The sequence below is a fragment of the Ureibacillus sinduriensis BLB-1 = JCM 15800 genome, assembly GCF_000772955.1.
GTDB lineage: Bacteria > Bacillota > Bacilli > Bacillales_A > Planococcaceae > Ureibacillus > Ureibacillus sinduriensis.
The window spans coordinates 86,426-102,187 of the sequence record NZ_JPVO01000050.1 but is presented as its reverse complement, the minus strand read 5'-3'; the positions used below and the strand labels follow the sequence as shown (position 1 = coordinate 102,187).

At 38.5% G+C, this 15,762-nt stretch carries 14 protein-coding genes; 9 read left to right on the top strand and 5 right to left on the bottom strand.

Annotated features, from left to right (window positions below; all coding sequences use genetic code 11):
- Window positions 1–12: 12 nt before the first annotated feature.
- The 9 genes from CD33_RS10180 to CD33_RS10140 all read left to right on the top strand — a co-directional run bounded on the left by CD33_RS10180 (window position 13) and on the right by CD33_RS10140 (window position 10,311).
- Complete coding sequence (locus CD33_RS10180) at window positions 13–1,065, top strand: ABC transporter ATP-binding protein (protein WP_036200560.1); 1,053 nt, start codon at window positions 13–15, stop codon at window positions 1,063–1,065.
- Window positions 1,058–1,963 carry an ABC transporter ATP-binding protein gene (locus CD33_RS10175; RefSeq protein WP_036200559.1) on the top strand — a complete coding sequence of 302 codons (906 nt, stop codon included), beginning with the start codon at window positions 1,058–1,060 and terminating at the stop codon, window positions 1,961–1,963. Before CD33_RS10180 ends, CD33_RS10175 begins: the two co-directional genes overlap by 8 nt.
- Before the next feature lie 424 nt (window positions 1,964–2,387).
- Window positions 2,388–4,022, top strand: coding sequence for a peptide ABC transporter substrate-binding protein (locus tag CD33_RS10170; protein ID WP_036200558.1), 1,635 nt, complete (start codon window positions 2,388–2,390; stop codon window positions 4,020–4,022).
- Window positions 4,023–4,152: 130 nt separating this feature from the next.
- The gene (locus CD33_RS10165) at window positions 4,153–5,082 is read left to right on the top strand and encodes an ABC transporter permease (RefSeq protein WP_036200557.1); all 930 of its coding nucleotides are present in this window, start codon (window positions 4,153–4,155) and stop codon (window positions 5,080–5,082) included.
- The gene (locus CD33_RS10160; protein ID WP_036200556.1) at window positions 5,082–6,017 is read left to right on the top strand and encodes an ABC transporter permease; all 936 of its coding nucleotides are present in this window, start codon (window positions 5,082–5,084) and stop codon (window positions 6,015–6,017) included. Before CD33_RS10165 ends, CD33_RS10160 begins: the two co-directional genes overlap by 1 nt.
- 16 nt (window positions 6,018–6,033) lie before the next feature.
- The gene (locus tag CD33_RS10155; protein ID WP_036200555.1) at window positions 6,034–7,092 is read left to right on the top strand and encodes an ABC transporter ATP-binding protein; all 1,059 of its coding nucleotides are present in this window, start codon (window positions 6,034–6,036) and stop codon (window positions 7,090–7,092) included.
- Entirely contained in the window at window positions 7,082–7,990 is a 909-nt protein-coding gene (locus CD33_RS10150; protein ID WP_036200554.1) for an ABC transporter ATP-binding protein, read from the top strand. The genes CD33_RS10155 and CD33_RS10150 overlap by 11 nt, the downstream gene beginning before the upstream one ends.
- A gap of 424 nt (window positions 7,991–8,414) precedes the next feature.
- The gene (gene rsgA, locus CD33_RS10145; protein WP_176400087.1) at window positions 8,415–9,500 is read left to right on the top strand and encodes a ribosome small subunit-dependent GTPase A; all 1,086 of its coding nucleotides are present in this window, start codon (window positions 8,415–8,417) and stop codon (window positions 9,498–9,500) included.
- A gap of 202 nt (window positions 9,501–9,702) precedes the next feature.
- On the top strand, window positions 9,703–10,311 hold the full coding sequence (locus tag CD33_RS10140; RefSeq protein WP_036200552.1) for a DedA family protein: 609 nt from the start codon (window positions 9,703–9,705) through the stop codon (window positions 10,309–10,311).
- Window positions 10,312–10,350: 39 nt separating this feature from the next.
- On the opposite strand, the gene CD33_RS10135 is transcribed toward CD33_RS10140, so the two are convergent.
- From CD33_RS10135 to CD33_RS10115, 5 genes are all read right to left on the bottom strand, one after another.
- Window positions 10,351–11,562 (bottom strand): MFS transporter, encoded by a 1,212-nt coding sequence (locus CD33_RS10135; RefSeq protein WP_036200551.1) that lies wholly within the window; start codon window positions 11,560–11,562, stop codon window positions 10,351–10,353.
- A 416-nt stretch (window positions 11,563–11,978) separates the two neighbouring features.
- Window positions 11,979–13,163, bottom strand: a complete 1,185-nt coding sequence (locus tag CD33_RS10130; RefSeq protein ID WP_036200550.1) for an NAD(P)/FAD-dependent oxidoreductase — start codon at window positions 13,161–13,163, stop codon at window positions 11,979–11,981.
- Between the two features lie 38 nt (window positions 13,164–13,201).
- Complete coding sequence (locus tag CD33_RS10125) at window positions 13,202–13,624, bottom strand: DUF1641 domain-containing protein (protein WP_036200549.1); 423 nt, start codon at window positions 13,622–13,624, stop codon at window positions 13,202–13,204.
- A 372-nt stretch (window positions 13,625–13,996) separates the two neighbouring features.
- On the bottom strand, window positions 13,997–14,560 hold the full coding sequence (locus tag CD33_RS10120) for an isoprenylcysteine carboxyl methyltransferase family protein (RefSeq protein ID WP_036200547.1): 564 nt from the start codon (window positions 14,558–14,560) through the stop codon (window positions 13,997–13,999).
- Window positions 14,561–14,562: 2 nt separating this feature from the next.
- Window positions 14,563–15,645, bottom strand: a complete 1,083-nt coding sequence (locus tag CD33_RS10115; RefSeq protein ID WP_036200545.1) for a type III polyketide synthase — start codon at window positions 15,643–15,645, stop codon at window positions 14,563–14,565.
- Window positions 15,646–15,762: the final 117 nt, after the last annotated feature.

Here is a 15,762-nt window from a genome sequence, read left to right as displayed (position 1 = left end):
GAAGGTGAAAATATGAAAAAGAAGTTGTTGGAAGTAAATGACTTAAGGGTAAATTTTAAAACGTATGCAGGAATCGTACAGGCAGTCAGAGGAGTTAGCTTCGAGCTGTATGAAGGAGAGACATTGGCGATCGTGGGGGAATCCGGTTCAGGGAAAAGCGTGACGAGCAATGCGATTATGAAACTGATTCCTCAACCACCCGGGCTCTATGCAGGCGGGGAAATTATATTGGATGGCAAAAATCTGATTCCGTTAACTGAAAAACAAATGTCGAAAGTTCGCGGCAATGATATAGCAATGATTTTTCAGGATCCGATGACAGCATTGAATCCTACAATGCGTGTAGGCAGACAAATTACCGAAGTAATTTTGAAGCATCAAAAAATCTCGGCATCAGAAGCAAAAGAGCGGGCGATTAAGCTATTGGATCTTGTCGGAATCCCGATGCCCGAGAAAAGATTCAAGCAATTTCCGCACGAATTTAGTGGTGGGATGCGTCAAAGGGTTGTTATCGCAATCGCGCTGGCGGCTGATCCGAAACTGTTGATTGCGGATGAGCCGACAACTGCATTAGACGTCACAATTCAGGCGCAAATTTTAGAGTTAATGAAGGATATACAAAAAAAACGTGGTACATCGATTATATTCATTACACATGATTTGGGGGTCGTTGCAAATGTAGCAGACCGAGTAGCAGTTATGTACGCTGGCCAGATTGTCGAATATGGTACTGTAAATGATATTTTCTATAACCCGAAGCATCCATATACGTGGGGACTGTTAGGATCGATGCCTGACTTGAAAAATAACGTCAAAGAAGAATTGAGGACAATACCGGGATCTCCCCCAGATCTTATTCACCCACCGAAGGGCGATGCATTTGCTCCCCGCAATGAGTATGCAATGGCCATCGATTATGAAGAAGAGCCGCCGATGTTTCAAGTATCGGATACACATTTTGCGAAGACGTGGTTACTTCATCCTGATGCACCCCAAATCGAGATACCAGAGTCAATCTCTCGCAGAATTGAGGGTTATTTAAAGGAGGCACAAGGAAATGGCTAATAAATTACTTGAGGTCAAAAATTTAAAACAACATTTTGGTTCAGCGGGCAATCCGATAAAAGCGGTGGATGGGATTAGTTTCGATATATATGAAGGAGAGACGTTGGGATTGGTGGGAGAATCGGGATGCGGAAAATCAACAACCGGACGTTCCATTATACGATTATATGATATTACGGATGGACAGGTCATTTTTAAGGGGAAGAACATCCACGCCAGTAAATCCAAAAAAGAATTAAAAGAATTTAATCGTGAAATGCAAATGATCTTTCAAGATCCATATGCTTCTTTAAACCCTCGTATGACAGCAGGTGAGATCATTGGTGAAGGCTTTGACATCCATGGTTTGTACAATAATAAAAAAGAAAGACGCGAAAGAATCGCCGAGTTATTGGAAGCCGTTGGTTTGAATCGTGAACACGCGAACAGGTATGCACATGAATTTTCGGGTGGGCAGCGTCAACGAATCGGGATTGCCCGTGCCCTAAGCTTGAACCCAAGTTTTATCATTGCGGATGAGCCCATTTCAGCTCTAGACGTTTCCATTCAGGCACAAGTGGTTAACTTGTTAAAGAAACTTCAAAGAGAACGCAATTTAACATATTTATTTATTGCCCATGATTTATCGATGGTGAAATATATAAGTGATCGTATTGCTGTTATGTACAGAGGGAAAATTGTGGAGTTGGGTAAATCGGACGAGATATATAATAATCCAATTCATCCTTATACAAAATCTCTATTGTCTGCTGTCCCTCTGCCCGATCCATTAACAGAAAGAGTAAGGCAAAGGATACCCTATTCACATGAGGAAATAGATGTCGGAAAGCTCCGTGAAGTGTTGCCTTCCCATTTCGTTTATGGCACAGAAGATCAAGTTAAAAAATGGACAAAATGATAAAGATGATAATTCATCCTAGTTCCAGGGTGAGTTATCATCTTTTTTTCGTTGTAGATTGATATTGTCAGAAAATTGAAGTTTAAATTCATGTTTAATGTGTTGGGGGATAATTTATCAGCATCTTTAATAAATTTTATATAGAATATTGGGATGATTCACTATATTCAGAAAATAATTGTAATTATACTCATAATAGCAGTTTCGGGAGTAAAATACAGAAAATTTAAATAAATCAGTAAAAAATAGCGAATATTAATGAATTAAATAATTAATTAGAAAAATAAAATTTTTATTTATTTTGTTAAAACTTTTTGTTAATATAGTAAATGTTAGCTCTAATATTTCTGAAAAATGAAAATTACCAAGATAAATTTTCTGAAAAATGGGAAATATATTGCAAAATTATGATAGGGGGATCCTCATGAAGAAAAATAGTATTCTACTCCTTTCATTGTTATTAGCTCTTTCTGTAGTATTGGCAGCTTGTAACTTTGGAGGATCAGAAGAAAAAGATAGCAGTTCATCTGATAATGGGACAGGCGCTAAAGAACTTAATGTAGTTATAGCATCTGAACCGCCGTCATTACATCCACAATTAGCGACAGATAGTACTTCGAACGCAATTTTACAAAACGTATTCGAGGGATTGACGACTGTTAAAGATGGAGAAGTCGTAAATGCGGCAGCAGAAGATGTAAAAATTAGTGAAGATTTATTAACATATACATTCACTTTAAAAGATGCTAAATGGTCAAATGGTGACGCAGTAACTGCCGAAGACTTTGCATACGCTTGGAAGTTTGCATTGAATCCTGAAAATGCATCTGAATACGCTTCCATTCTTTACTCGATTAAAGGAGCTCAAGCTTATAACTTAGGTGAAGGTTCTGAAGAAGACTTAGGAATTAAAGTAGTTGACGAAAAAACTCTAGAGGTCACTTTAGAAAACCCAACACCTTACTTCCTAGAGTTGACAGCATTTAAAACTTACTACCCAATTCACAAAGCAACTGCAGAAGCTAACGATACTTGGTATGCAGAAGCTGGCGATACTTATATTACTAATGGACCGTTCACATTAGCTGATTGGCAGCACTCAGGGTCAATCACTTTAGAGAAAAACGATTCTTACTGGGATGCCAAAAACGTTGCTTTGGATAAAGTAAACATCTCTATGGTAGAAAACGAAGCTACTGCGTCTACAATGTTCGATGCAGGTGAAATCGACTTCTTAGGTTCACCATTCCAAACTGTAGGTTTAGATGTAATTGATCGTTATAAAGAAGAAGGCATCTTAAATATTGCCGACTATGCATCAATCTATATCTATAAATTCAATACAACTGGTGAGTTCACTTCAAATGCCAACATCCGTAAAGCATTGACATTAGCAATTGACCGTCAAGGTTTAATCGATAACGTATTAAAAGGTGAACAATCTCCAGCATTAGGTATGGTTCCAACAGCTGTAAATGGTTTTGAAGAAGATCGCGGCTACTTCAAAGATAATGACATCGAAGAAGCTAAAGCAGCATTGGAAGCAGGTATGAAAGAACTTGGAATTTCTGATCCAAGCGAAATTTCAATCGGTCTTTCAATCAATACAAGTGAAGCACACTCTGCAATCGCTCAATTTATTCAAGAAGGCTGGCACTCAAACCTAGGTATTGATATTACAATCGATAACTCTGAATGGCAAGTATACTTGGACAAGCTTACAAACTTGGACTTTGATGTTGCTCGTATGGGTTGGATCGGCGATTACAACGATGCTTATACATTCTTGGAATCATATGATTCAGCTGCAAACGGGAACAACGATACTGGTTGGGAAAATCCTCAATATGCAGAGTTATTAAAAAAATCTATTACTGAAACAGACGCAGATGCTCGTATTGATCTTATGAAACAAGCTGAAGCAATTGCAATGACGGAATTCCCGATTGCACCAATTTACAATTACACAAATCTGTCTGTTAAAAAAGACTACGTTGAAAACATGCAAACAGATGCATTAGGTAATATTTATCTTAAATATGTAGATATTAATAAATAATATATTTTATTTAAGAAGTAACTATTTACTTAATTCGTAATGGTACTTAGGCTGCTTATTTCGATTTAGTGAAGTTAGGCAGCCTTTTGTACTGTTATTTTTTTCTAAAAATCTAAAGGAGGGGACAATAATGCTCAAATATATTTTAAAAAGATTAGGTTATATCTTGATTGCACTTTATTTAATCGTAACTGCTACATTTTTCTTGATGCAATTAGCACCAGGGAGTCCTTTCGCAAGTGAACGAGACTTCCCACCACAAATTGAAGCGCAGTTAAATGCAAAATATGGATTAGATAATCCTTGGTATATTCAATATAAGGATTATTTAATCGATACTGTGACTTTTGATTTCGGGGAATCCATGAAATACAAAGGTCGCTCAACGAATGATATGATTTCGGAGAGTTTCCCTATCTCGTTAACATTAGGGATTGAGGCTATGATTCTATCAATAGGTTTTGGTATTTTACTAGGGGTTATTGCAGCACTCTACCACAATAAATTCCCGGATTATTTAGCATCAACTATTGCAGTGCTGGGTATTTCAGTACCGTCGTTCATATTAGCCGGTTTAATGCAGTATTTCTTGGCATATAAACTCGACCTTTTCCCTGTAAGTGGCTGGAAAGGATTTATTTACAGTATCCTTCCAGCATTTGCAATCGCTATCACACATATGGGATTCATTGCAAAACTTACACGTTCTAGCATGTTGGAGCAAAGCAGCAGTGACTATGTCAAGATGGCACGTGCAAAAGGGCTAGGAAAGTGGACAACTGTTTTCAAACATACTTTAAGAAACGCATTACTTCCTGTTGTTACATATTTAGGACCATTAACAGCCGGTGTTGTTACAGGTAGTTTCATCATTGAACAAATCTTTGCGATTCCTGGTTTAGGTAAACACTTCGTTACAAGTATTACAAACCGCGACTATACAGTAATTATGGGTACTACAGTATTCTATTCAATTATCTTATTATTCGCAGTATTGATCGTTGATATTCTTTACAGTGTAATTGATCCACGAATTAAATTGAAAGGAGCGAAAAAATAATGTCACAAAACAATTTACAGTTGGATAAGATCTCAAAAGATAAATTTAAGATTGTTGGTAGTCGTCATGACGAGAGCGAAAAATTGGCTGCTAAATCCGTATCGTTTTGGAAAGAAGTTATTCTTCGCTTCTCTCAAAATAAATTGGCAATTTTCGGTATAATTGCTTTAATCATCGTAACGCTGTTGGCAATTTTTGTTCCTGTCTTCAGTCCGTATAGCTATCGTGAACAATTGGGTCTATACAATGCTGCTCCATCAGCAGCCCACTGGTTTGGTACTGACGATCTAGGTCGTGACATCTTCGTTCGCGTATGGCAAGGGGCCCGTATTTCATTGTTCATCGGGATTACTGCAGCAGTAATCGACTTAATCATCGGTGTATTCTGGGGTAGTATCTCAGGCCTTGCAGGCGGACGTCTAGATAATATCATGATGCGTATTGCAGATATATTATCAGCCGTTCCTTACCTTTTAGTAGTTATCATCCTGCTGGTAGTTTTAGAGCCAGGTTTACTGCCAATGATTATTGCGTTATCGATTACAGGCTGGGTTAATATGGCCCGTATCGTACGTGGTGAAGTATTATCCATTAAAAATCAAGAGTATGTATTGGCTGCTAGAACGCTAGGAGCAAATACTGGTCATTTAATAATGCGTCACATTGTTCCAAATGCATTAGGAGCAATTTTGGTAACAATGACATTAACAATTCCGTCAGCTATTTTCACAGAATCATTCTTAAGTTACTTAGGTCTGGGTGTACCAGCACCAACGGCAAGTTGGGGTACGATGGCTTCTGAAGGGAATAAAGCATTGACTTCAGCGCCATGGCGTTTATTCTTCCCGGCGTTCTTTATTTCATTAACCATTTTCGCATTTAATGCTGTAGGAGACGGCTTGCGAGATGCACTAGATCCAAAATTACGTAAATAAAAGTAGGTGAGAAAAGATGAGCAAAAAACTGTTAGAAGTTAATGATTTGAAAATTAATTTCAAAACATATGCAGGAATAGTCCAAGCTGTTCGTGGAGTTAGTTTCGAGCTATATGAAGGGGAGACGCTAGCAATCGTTGGTGAATCTGGTTCAGGAAAAAGTGTAACGAGCAACTCAATCATGAAATTAATCCCGCAACCACCAGGTATCTATGCTGGTGGCGAGATTCTATTTGATGGTCGCGACCTTGTACCTTTGAGCGAAAAGGAAATGGCGAAAGTCCGAGGAAACGATATTGCAATGATTTTCCAAGATCCGATGACTGCTTTAAATCCAACTATGCGTGTAGGCCGTCAAATCACGGAAGTTATTTTAAAGCATAATAAAAACGTTTCAAATGCTGAAGCGAAAGATCGTGCGATTAAATTGCTTGATCTAGTTGGAATTCCAATGCCTGAAAAGCGTTTCCGTCAATACCCGCATGAATTCAGTGGTGGGATGCGCCAACGTGTTGTAATCGCTATCGCGTTAGCTGCAGATCCAAAGTTGTTGATTGCTGATGAACCAACAACGGCACTTGACGTTACCATTCAAGCACAAATCTTAGAGTTAATGAAAGATATTCAAAAGAAAAGTAATACGTCCATCATCTTTATCACGCATGATTTAGGTGTCGTAGCAAACGTTGCTGACCGTGTTGCAGTTATGTATGCAGGACAAATTGTTGAATATGGAACAGTAAACGATATCTTCTACAATCCAAGACATCCGTATACTTGGGGATTGCTAGGTTCAATGCCGGATTTGAAAAACAATGTGAAAGAAGAATTGCGTACGATTCCAGGTTCTCCACCAGATTTAATCCACCCTCCAAAGGGGGATGCTTTTGCAGCACGCAACGAATTTGCAATGGCGATCGATTATGAACAAGAACCACCGATGTTCAAAATTTCTGATACACATTATGCAAAAACTTGGTTATTGCATCCCGATGCACCGGAAGTTCCAATACCAGATGCAGTTCAACAAAGAATTGATGGATATTTAAAGGAGGCTGAAGAAAATGGCAAATAAGTTATTGGAAGTAAAAAACTTAAAACAACATTTCGGCACTTCTTCTAATCCTATTAAAGCGGTAGATGGCATTACGTTCGACGTTTTTGAAGGGGAGACTCTTGGGTTGGTAGGTGAATCCGGCTGTGGTAAGTCTACAACGGGTCGTTCAATAATTCGCCTATATGATATTACGGATGGACAAGTTATTTTTAAAGGTAAAGATATCCATGCGAGCAAATCACGCCAAGAATTAAAGGAATTCAACCGTGAAATGCAAATGATCTTCCAAGATCCATATGCATCATTAAACCCCCGTATGACGGCCGGTGAGATTATTGCCGAGGGCTTTGATATCCATGGCCTATACAAGAATAAAAAAGAACGCCGTGATCATATCGGAGATTTACTTGAAGCTGTAGGTCTAAATCGCGAGCATGCCAATCGTTATGCCCACGAGTTCTCAGGTGGCCAACGTCAACGTATCGGGATCGCCCGTGCGCTAAGTCTAAACCCGAGTTTTATCATTGCCGATGAGCCAATTTCGGCTCTTGACGTATCGATTCAAGCCCAAGTGGTCAACTTATTGAAGAAACTTCAAAAAGAGCGTAACTTAACATACCTGTTCATCGCCCATGATTTATCAATGGTAAAATATATTAGTGATCGAATTGCCGTTATGTACCGAGGTCGAATCGTTGAACTTGGTGAAGCGGACGAAATTTATAACAACCCAATTCATCCATATACAAAATCGTTGCTTTCAGCAGTACCGCTTCCAGATCCACTGACTGAAAGAAAGCGTACAAGAATTCAGTACAGTCATGAAGAAACGACTGAAGAAATCAAAGTACATGAAGTTTTACCAAACCATTTTGTTTACGGCTCGGATAACCAAATTAAAAAATGGTTTAAATAAACTATGCTTTTTAGAAGGGACACTCTCGAAATGAGGTGTCTCTTTTTTTGAAATGTGAGATATTGTTGATCCTACAAAATGTCTCATTCTTTCTTCTATATTCCGAGCTCCTCTAGCGATATTATACTCTAAAAGTAAAGGGTTTTTGTTTCGCATTTTATTTATTGACATTTTGGAGTTGTGGGAATATACTGATAGTAATAAAAATGAAAATGAGGTGAAGTTTTATGACAAATGTATATGCGATTGTAAACAAGCAATTTGGTTTGTCTAATTTCACTCACCTCAAAGACCGGACTTCCTTAATTTTTTGAAAATTAAGGTGTATTTAATTTACTCTCTTTGAATGTGTTGAAACTTATGACTGCCGAATTGCAATCATAAGTTTTTTATTTTGCAATTTTTTTGGAGACTACACATTCAAATGGAGGAATATAAGTTGAATATACAATCATTAGGATTTTCTTTATTTTTTGAGGATCAATTACATGCATTTATGGGAGAGAAAAAATACGAAAAGTGTGTTCCTGCTCGCGTGGGTCTGGAACATAAACATGCTTATCGCGTGATTTCGGAACATGGTGAATGGCTGGCCGCTGTTTCAGGGCTGTATGCATACGAAGCAATAGATCGTGCCGAATATCCCGCGGTAGGTGACTGGGTACTAGTTGAAAAGATGGACGGTGAGAATCGGGCAATCATCCACAAACTTTTTAAGAGAAAATCCCAGTTCTCCCGAAAAATTGCAGGCAGAGAAGTTGAAGAACAACTTGTCGCCACAAATGTAGACTTTGTATTACTGGTTATGAGTTTAAATGCAGATTTCAATATTCGTCGATTGGAGCGCTATTTAGTAGCTGCATGGGACTCTGGAGCAACTCCTGTCATTGTCCTGACAAAAGCGGATTTATGTGAGGATGTTGATAGGTATTTAAAAGAAGTGCAAGCAGCTGCAATTGGAGTAGATATTTTTGTTACAAGCTCTTATACCGGAGAGGGGATTGAACAGATTCGTGCCCTATTTAAAGAAGGTATTACTGGAGCATTACTCGGTTCTTCCGGAGCAGGAAAGTCGACATTAACGAATGCTTTGTATGGAGATGCCTTGATGGACGTATCGGACATAAGGGAAGATGATGCGAAAGGTAGGCATACTACAACCCATCGGGAACTTGTTTTACTACCGGGTGGCGGATGTTTAATTGACACACCTGGAATGAGAGAGCTGCAACTATGGGATCAAGGGGACAGTCTAGCTGCAAGTTTTCGGGATATCGAGGAATGGGCCTCTGCATGTCGTTACCGTGACTGTACGCACAAAAGCGAACCGGGATGTGCCGTTAACGCGGCGGTGGATAATGGCGAACTGGAATTCTCTAGACTACAAAGTTATTTTAAGCTGCAAAAAGAACTGGCCTTTCTGGAAAGAAAAACAAACGTCCAGGCAAAACTTGCAGAGCAACGCAGATGGAAGCAACTTTCGAAGGACCATAAGAAAAAGTATAAATAAATACTATTTATAGGAACCAATCTACAATTGAAGTAGTCAATATAATATGACTAAGCGAAAGCCAACGAAAAATCACGTTGGCTTTTTTTGTGTATGAACAAAAGAAAAATTGAATAGGGTGTAATAATGGAGTAGCATTAGAGTAGAAGAACTAACTACTAGATTTTGTTGCACTATATTCTTATACATAAGGAGAGAACAAATGGAAAGCTGGATTACAACAATTATGGAGGACTTTGGATACATAGGGGTATTCTTGTTAATCATGGTAGAAAACTTATTCCCGCCAATTCCCTCGGAAGTCATTTTAACGTTTGGCGGGTTTATGACAACCTCCACAGATTTAACTGTGACAGGGGTAGTTATTGCATCTACTCTAGGTTCGGTTGCTGGTGCGATTGTTCTTTATGGCCTTGGGGCAATCGTAGGCATTAAAAGAATTGAAAGATTTGTTGACAAATGGGGGAAAATTTTAAGATTAACTAGCAATGATATCCATAAAGCCAATAAATGGTTTGAAAAATACGATGTATGGACTGTCTTCTTCTGTCGCTTTATTCCATTGATTAGGAGCTTAATTTCACTGCCGGCGGGTCTTGCCAAAATGAACTTTTGGATTTTCTTGCTACTTACAACGTTGGGTACGTTAATTTGGAACATGGTACTAGTTAATGTAGGTGCAGCAGTAGGGGAGTCTTGGGAAACAATCGTACATTATATGGACATTTATTCAAACTTCGCCTATGCAGCAATTGCCTTGATCTTTATCATAGTGGTAATTCGATTTTATAGTAAAAAGATGAAAAGTTAAAAAAGGAGGATTCCCGACCAAATTGGGAATCCTCTTTTTTCATGATGCAGCCTTCTCGACCTTATCTTTAGGTAAAAAGAATGCAACGATGAGCAATATCGGAAGGATAGAAACAATTTTAATTGTTGTATCGATCCCTATTGTATCAAGCAAAAATCCTATGACGACAGCCCCGATAGCGCCCATTCCAAATGCAAATCCAGTTGTCAGTCCTGCCATCGTACCAATTTTACTTGGGACGAGCTCCTGTGCGTAAACAACGGTAACGGAGAAACTGACCATAATTAATGTTCCAATGATGATTAAAAAGATAAGTACCAACCACACAGGCATGTACGGAAGCAGTAGGCAGAAGGGAAGCGGTCCAACTACCGAAAGGAGGATAACATTTTTTCTTCCGATTCGATCGGATAGGGATCCCCCGAAAAAAGTGCCGATGACCCCAAAAGCCATAAAGATAAAAATGAACACTTGACCTGTTCTTAATGTCAGATCATAATGATCCATTAAATAGAAAACATAAAAGTTTGTAATATTGGTTGTATAAAAGGATCGGGCAAAAATGACAGTCAGCAATAGGCCTAACGCAATCCCGACTTGTTTTTTTGTTAGTGGCGGCAAGGAAGAAATAAGCACTTTTTTCCTTTTTTTCTCTAATTTTTCTGCTTGCAGCTGATGCATATACCATCTGGATATTTTTAATAAAATGGCGATGCCGATGGATGTTAAAAGTAAAATAATCGCTGCTCCATGCTGCCCATATATATCTAAAATAAATGCACTGATTAATGGTGCCAGGGCTTGACCAGAATTTCCGCCAACTTGATAAATTGATTGAGCAAGGCCTCTTTTGTTGCCCGCTGACATGAATGATACTTTCGAACCTTCAGGGTGAAAAATAGCGGACCCAAAGCCTAAAAATAAAACAGAGAGAAGGATGAGCCAATAGCTTTCCGCCAAGACAAGCATAAGCAACCCTACGAAGGAACTCATCATACCTATTGGCAATGCATAAGGCATAGGTTTCTTATCGCTAATGAATCCGACAACCGGTTGGAGGGTGGAGGAAAACATATTTAAAACAAACGAAATAATTCCCAGCGCGGTAAACGATAACCCCAGGTCGCGCTCTAGTAATGGAAACATGGCCGGTACGACGGATTGCATTGTATCATTAATTAAATGAGCAATTCCGATTGCAATCATAACCGGATAAACCGGATTATTAGGTGAAGCGTTATTATCTTTCATATTAAGAATTCACACCTTTTATAGTAACTCGTATTTACAATTATACCCTTCTCTATAAAATTTCAAAGGGCAATTAAAGATTGCATTTATAGCTTTAATGAGAACATAAAGTTAATTACTTTTTGTGCCTGTCTAGTTTGTTATGGCATTGTCGTAGTAATCATACGCATTTCTAATCTACCCTTCTTTAGCACCAATAATAAGATGAATAGTGTTTTGGACTTAAATCCGTTTTATATCTATGGCACACAGCAATGGAGGGTAATATTGGTATGCTTGCGCGAATGGGAGCTAATGAACAGCTTTTAATGAAATAGGGGCTTTTATTCATCTGATTCGTTTTAGTGTTATCGAAGGGCTACATACAAAAATAAAAGAAGATTTCGGCACGAAAGCCGGAATCTTCTTTTTAAGTATTAATAAGCTAAGCCAAATAAGGCTTTGATATGTGATAAATAACGAACGTGGCTTGCTTCTTTCATCAATGATGCCGGAAGCCCTTTTAATGGTATGTTGTTGCTGCCAACAGTAGCTACGCCGTCTTTACGTCCAAGACTAGCTAGCGTACCAGAATTAACAGGGTTGAATACTTCCAGTTTTTGGCCTTCAAGCGTTGCGTAAAGGTTGTAACCAGCAGTTTCCCCCATTTGCCATGCTACTTGGGCAGTAGGAGCGAACAGTGGACGGCCACCGTCTGCAGGAAGTGCAACAGAAGCGTCCCCGACAACAAATACTTCCGGGTGAGACTTAGAACGTAAATACTCGTCGATCACCGCTTTTCCACGGTCACATTCAAGTCCTGATTCTTGGACTAATGGAAGTGCAGCAACCCCACCAGTCCAAATGAAAGTATTTGCTTCAATTGTAGAGCCGTCTTTTAACGAAATTTTATTTCCTTCTACACCTGTAACCGGAAGTCCAGTTAAAAACTCAACGCCACGTTTTGTTAGGCTATCTGTAGCTCTGGCGATTAGGTCATCAGGAAGGACAGGCAAGATTTTTGGACCTGCTTCAACGAGCTTGATGCTTAATTCATTGAAGTCAATTCCATATTTTCTGGCAATCTTCGGGAAGTTGTCCACGATTTCACCAACCAGTTCAACACCTGTTAAACCGCCTCCGCCAATTACGATTGTGCCATCAGCCGGATTTTTTGTTTTTGCAAAAGCTGCAATTTTACTTTCAATATGGTGATTGATACGATTCGCATCATCAACAGATTTAAGGACCATACTGTTTTCTTCAAGGCCAGGGATGCCGAAGAAGCCAGTTTGACTGCCTAGTGCTACTACTAGATTGTCATATTGCATGACAGATCCATCCACCATATGAACTTCTTTATTTTCTACCGAGAATGATTTCACTTCATTAACTACAATGTTTACATCTTTATCTTTAAAAAGTTTTGTTAAAGGGAAAGAAATTGCACGTTCCGTAGTCGTGCCACCGGCAAGTCGGTGTAATTCAGTGATCAGTTGGTGAGTTGGATATTTATTCACCACTGTTACTTTTGCTTCTTCTTTACTTACATATTTACGCAATGTTAGAGCAGTGAGTAAACCACCATAACCTGCACCTAAGATGACGATTTCTTTTGCCATGATAAATCCTCCGTCCATACTAGTTAAATATAAGGAATCTATTCTTGAATTTTACGTTCTGCTTGGATTTCCAAAAATGCATTTGCGAAGCGGAAGAGCTTTTGTGCTTCAGGATCTTTTAATAGTTTTAATAGGCCAAATACACCAATTGTTTCGTTTGTAGCTTCAGCGCGATCTTTTGCTTCAATCGCAGTTGCAGCCAAACTTTTAACTGAACCAATAACCGGTTCTGACATCTCTTTAATAGCACTCATAGTATCGCTTTTTAATACTTCATCTGTTGCCACTTGTTGAGCTAAGTCGTAAGTTTTAGTTAAAAGTGTAACAACTTCAGTCAGTTTTGGTAATTGTTCTACTAAAGTAGTTAATGATTCTTGAACTTCAGGCTTTAATAATTGGTCAAGTAAATCTGTTCTTCCAGTAAGTAAGCTTTGCTGAGCTTGAGTCAATTCTTCTGACATATCCAATTCTCCTTTGCATTTTGCCTCTTGTGCATTTTACTATGAAAAAGTTTGAAGGAAATTTCACATACATTCATATAACATACTCTGAAATTGCCTTCATGGTGAAATCTATACATTTCCAATAATAAACTAAATATTCTCGTAATCCTATAGTTCTTTGTTAAAAATCTATCTGGCGGTTATATTTTAGAAAATTCGCAATAATAACAGATGCGAAGCATTAATAACCCAAGAAACATCATACGGGCAACTGGATCAAATTTATTTGCGCGCATTATAAGTTGATTATACGACTTAATTCATAGAGTTTCTAATATTTATTTATGAGTTGGTTTTTTCTGGCATTTGTCATTAACGGGCGTGTAAATTTTATTGCTGTTGGTCGTTTGGAACTACATTGTTTTCTTTCTTTTTAAATTCTTTACTATAGTTTGTTGCTTCCATAAGTGCTTTTTCTTCAGTCGGAATTCGAATGGCCAACATTGCAAAGTTTAATATCGTAAAACATATGGCCGTGAAATAAGCCTGAAACATAAGCGGAAGCAGCAGTATCTCAATGCAAACAACTAGATAATTAGGATGTCTGAATAAATGATAGGGCCCTTTTTTAACCACATTGGCACCAGGTAAAATGATGATTTTTGTATTCCAAAAAGGACCTAGGGATGCCAAACACCACACTCTCAATACCTGTACTAAGATGAATAAAATAAAGAGCCATTCAAACCATGGTGAAATCGACTGTCTAAGCAGAAGGACTTCTGTAATTAGGCTAACAAAAAAACCGATATGAAGTGCAATCATATAAGGGTAATGTGAAGCGCCTGCTTCATAAGCTCCGGCAGCCAACATTCTTTTTTCATTTCTCTTTGCAATAATCACTTCTATCAAACGTTGTAAAATTACGATTGAAACAAACAAGATAAAGAACATTGTTAATCCCTCCATTGAAGTAATAATGCCTCTCCGCTAAACCCGGGACCGAGTGCAAGCAACAATCCATAAGTATCGGATTTCGCTTCTTTTAACATAAATTGTTCCAATACGTAATGGACGGTTGGAGATGACATATTCCCGTTATATCGAAGCACTTCCCTTGAAATAGCAGTATGCTGTTCGGTCATGTTTAAAGTTTCCTCATAGGCAGCTAAAACTTTCTTTCCCCCAGGGTGGGCCACTAAATGATTGATTTGTTCCTTTGATAGATTTTGTTCCTCCAAAAAGGCATCTATAAATGGTCCTAACCATTTGCTGATGACTGTAGGGATATCCCTGGAGAAGATCACGTGAAGGCCATCATTTTTCAAATCCCACCCCATAACATCTTCGGAATCCGGCATCCATTTTGATGCCGTGTTCACTATATAAGGCATAGGCATTCTACTTTTGGTTGGAACGTCATCGCCACATATTAAAAGACAGGAAACTCCGTCAGCAAAGAGGGAAGCGCCTACTAAATTACTTTTTGAAAAATCATTGGGTTGGAATGTCAAGCTGCAAAGTTCCACACAAACTACGAGAACCTTTGCATCCGGATGAGCCAAACAATAATCAAAGGCTCTACTTATACCGGCGGCACCACCTGCACATCCTAGTCCCCATAAAGGTATACGCTTCATCCGATCCGAAAATTCAATTTTGTTCATAATTCGTGCGTCAATACTTGGAGTAGAAATCCCTGTACTGGATACAAAAATAATCATATCAATTTCTTTTGGCGAGAGAGGTTCGTCCAAAAATATTGGATTGGAAAGGCAAGACTTAATGGCAGTTGCACCATAATCAACAGCCAAGTCGATATACAAGTTGTTGCGTTCTTCAAAGCTATGTTCACTTTTATGCCATTCCAAAGGAACGCAAAAATGCCGCTGTTTAATCTCGCCGTTTTCAAATACTCTTAGTAAACGCTCGAGCTGAGGGATATTATCGGTGAATAGCTCTTTTGTAAGTTGTTCAATATTCTTTTGTTCCAACTTATACGGTGGATTGTATGTACTTATCGATGAAATTTTTGGCATATTAAAAATCCCCTTTTTGATTTAGTTTCCCCTTGTGAGTATGAAGTATGCATAAATGGAAGTAGTTTCTAATGGAGAAGAGAATAAAAAAAGGAGTTTGGATGTAAATCAACAAAC

Bases quoted from the DNA above. Each gene is read 5' to 3' on its own strand.
- CD33_RS10180 (WP_036200560.1), top strand. From the start codon at position 13: ATGAAAAAGAAGTTGTTGGAAGTAAATGACTTAAGGGTAAATTTTAAA.
- CD33_RS10175 (WP_036200559.1), top strand. From the start codon at position 1,058: ATGGCTAATAAATTACTTGAGGTCAAAAATTTAAAACAACATTTTGGT.
- CD33_RS10170 (WP_036200558.1), top strand. From the start codon at position 2,388: ATGAAGAAAAATAGTATTCTACTCCTTTCATTGTTATTAGCTCTTTCT.
- CD33_RS10165 (WP_036200557.1), top strand. From the start codon at position 4,153: ATGCTCAAATATATTTTAAAAAGATTAGGTTATATCTTGATTGCACTT.
- CD33_RS10160 (WP_036200556.1), top strand. From the start codon at position 5,082: ATGTCACAAAACAATTTACAGTTGGATAAGATCTCAAAAGATAAATTT.
- CD33_RS10155 (WP_036200555.1), top strand. From the start codon at position 6,034: ATGAGCAAAAAACTGTTAGAAGTTAATGATTTGAAAATTAATTTCAAA.
- CD33_RS10150 (WP_036200554.1), top strand. From the start codon at position 7,082: ATGGCAAATAAGTTATTGGAAGTAAAAAACTTAAAACAACATTTCGGC.
- rsgA (WP_176400087.1), top strand. From the start codon at position 8,415: ATGGAGGAATATAAGTTGAATATACAATCATTAGGATTTTCTTTATTT.
- CD33_RS10140 (WP_036200552.1), top strand. From the start codon at position 9,703: ATGGAAAGCTGGATTACAACAATTATGGAGGACTTTGGATACATAGGG.
- CD33_RS10135 (WP_036200551.1), bottom strand. From the start codon at position 11,562: ATGAAAGATAATAACGCTTCACCTAATAATCCGGTTTATCCGGTTATG.
- CD33_RS10130 (WP_036200550.1), bottom strand. From the start codon at position 13,163: ATGGCAAAAGAAATCGTCATCTTAGGTGCAGGTTATGGTGGTTTACTC.
- CD33_RS10125 (WP_036200549.1), bottom strand. From the start codon at position 13,624: ATGTCAGAAGAATTGACTCAAGCTCAGCAAAGCTTACTTACTGGAAGA.
- CD33_RS10120 (WP_036200547.1), bottom strand. From the start codon at position 14,560: ATGTTCTTTATCTTGTTTGTTTCAATCGTAATTTTACAACGTTTGATA.
- CD33_RS10115 (WP_036200545.1), bottom strand. From the start codon at position 15,645: ATGCCAAAAATTTCATCGATAAGTACATACAATCCACCGTATAAGTTG.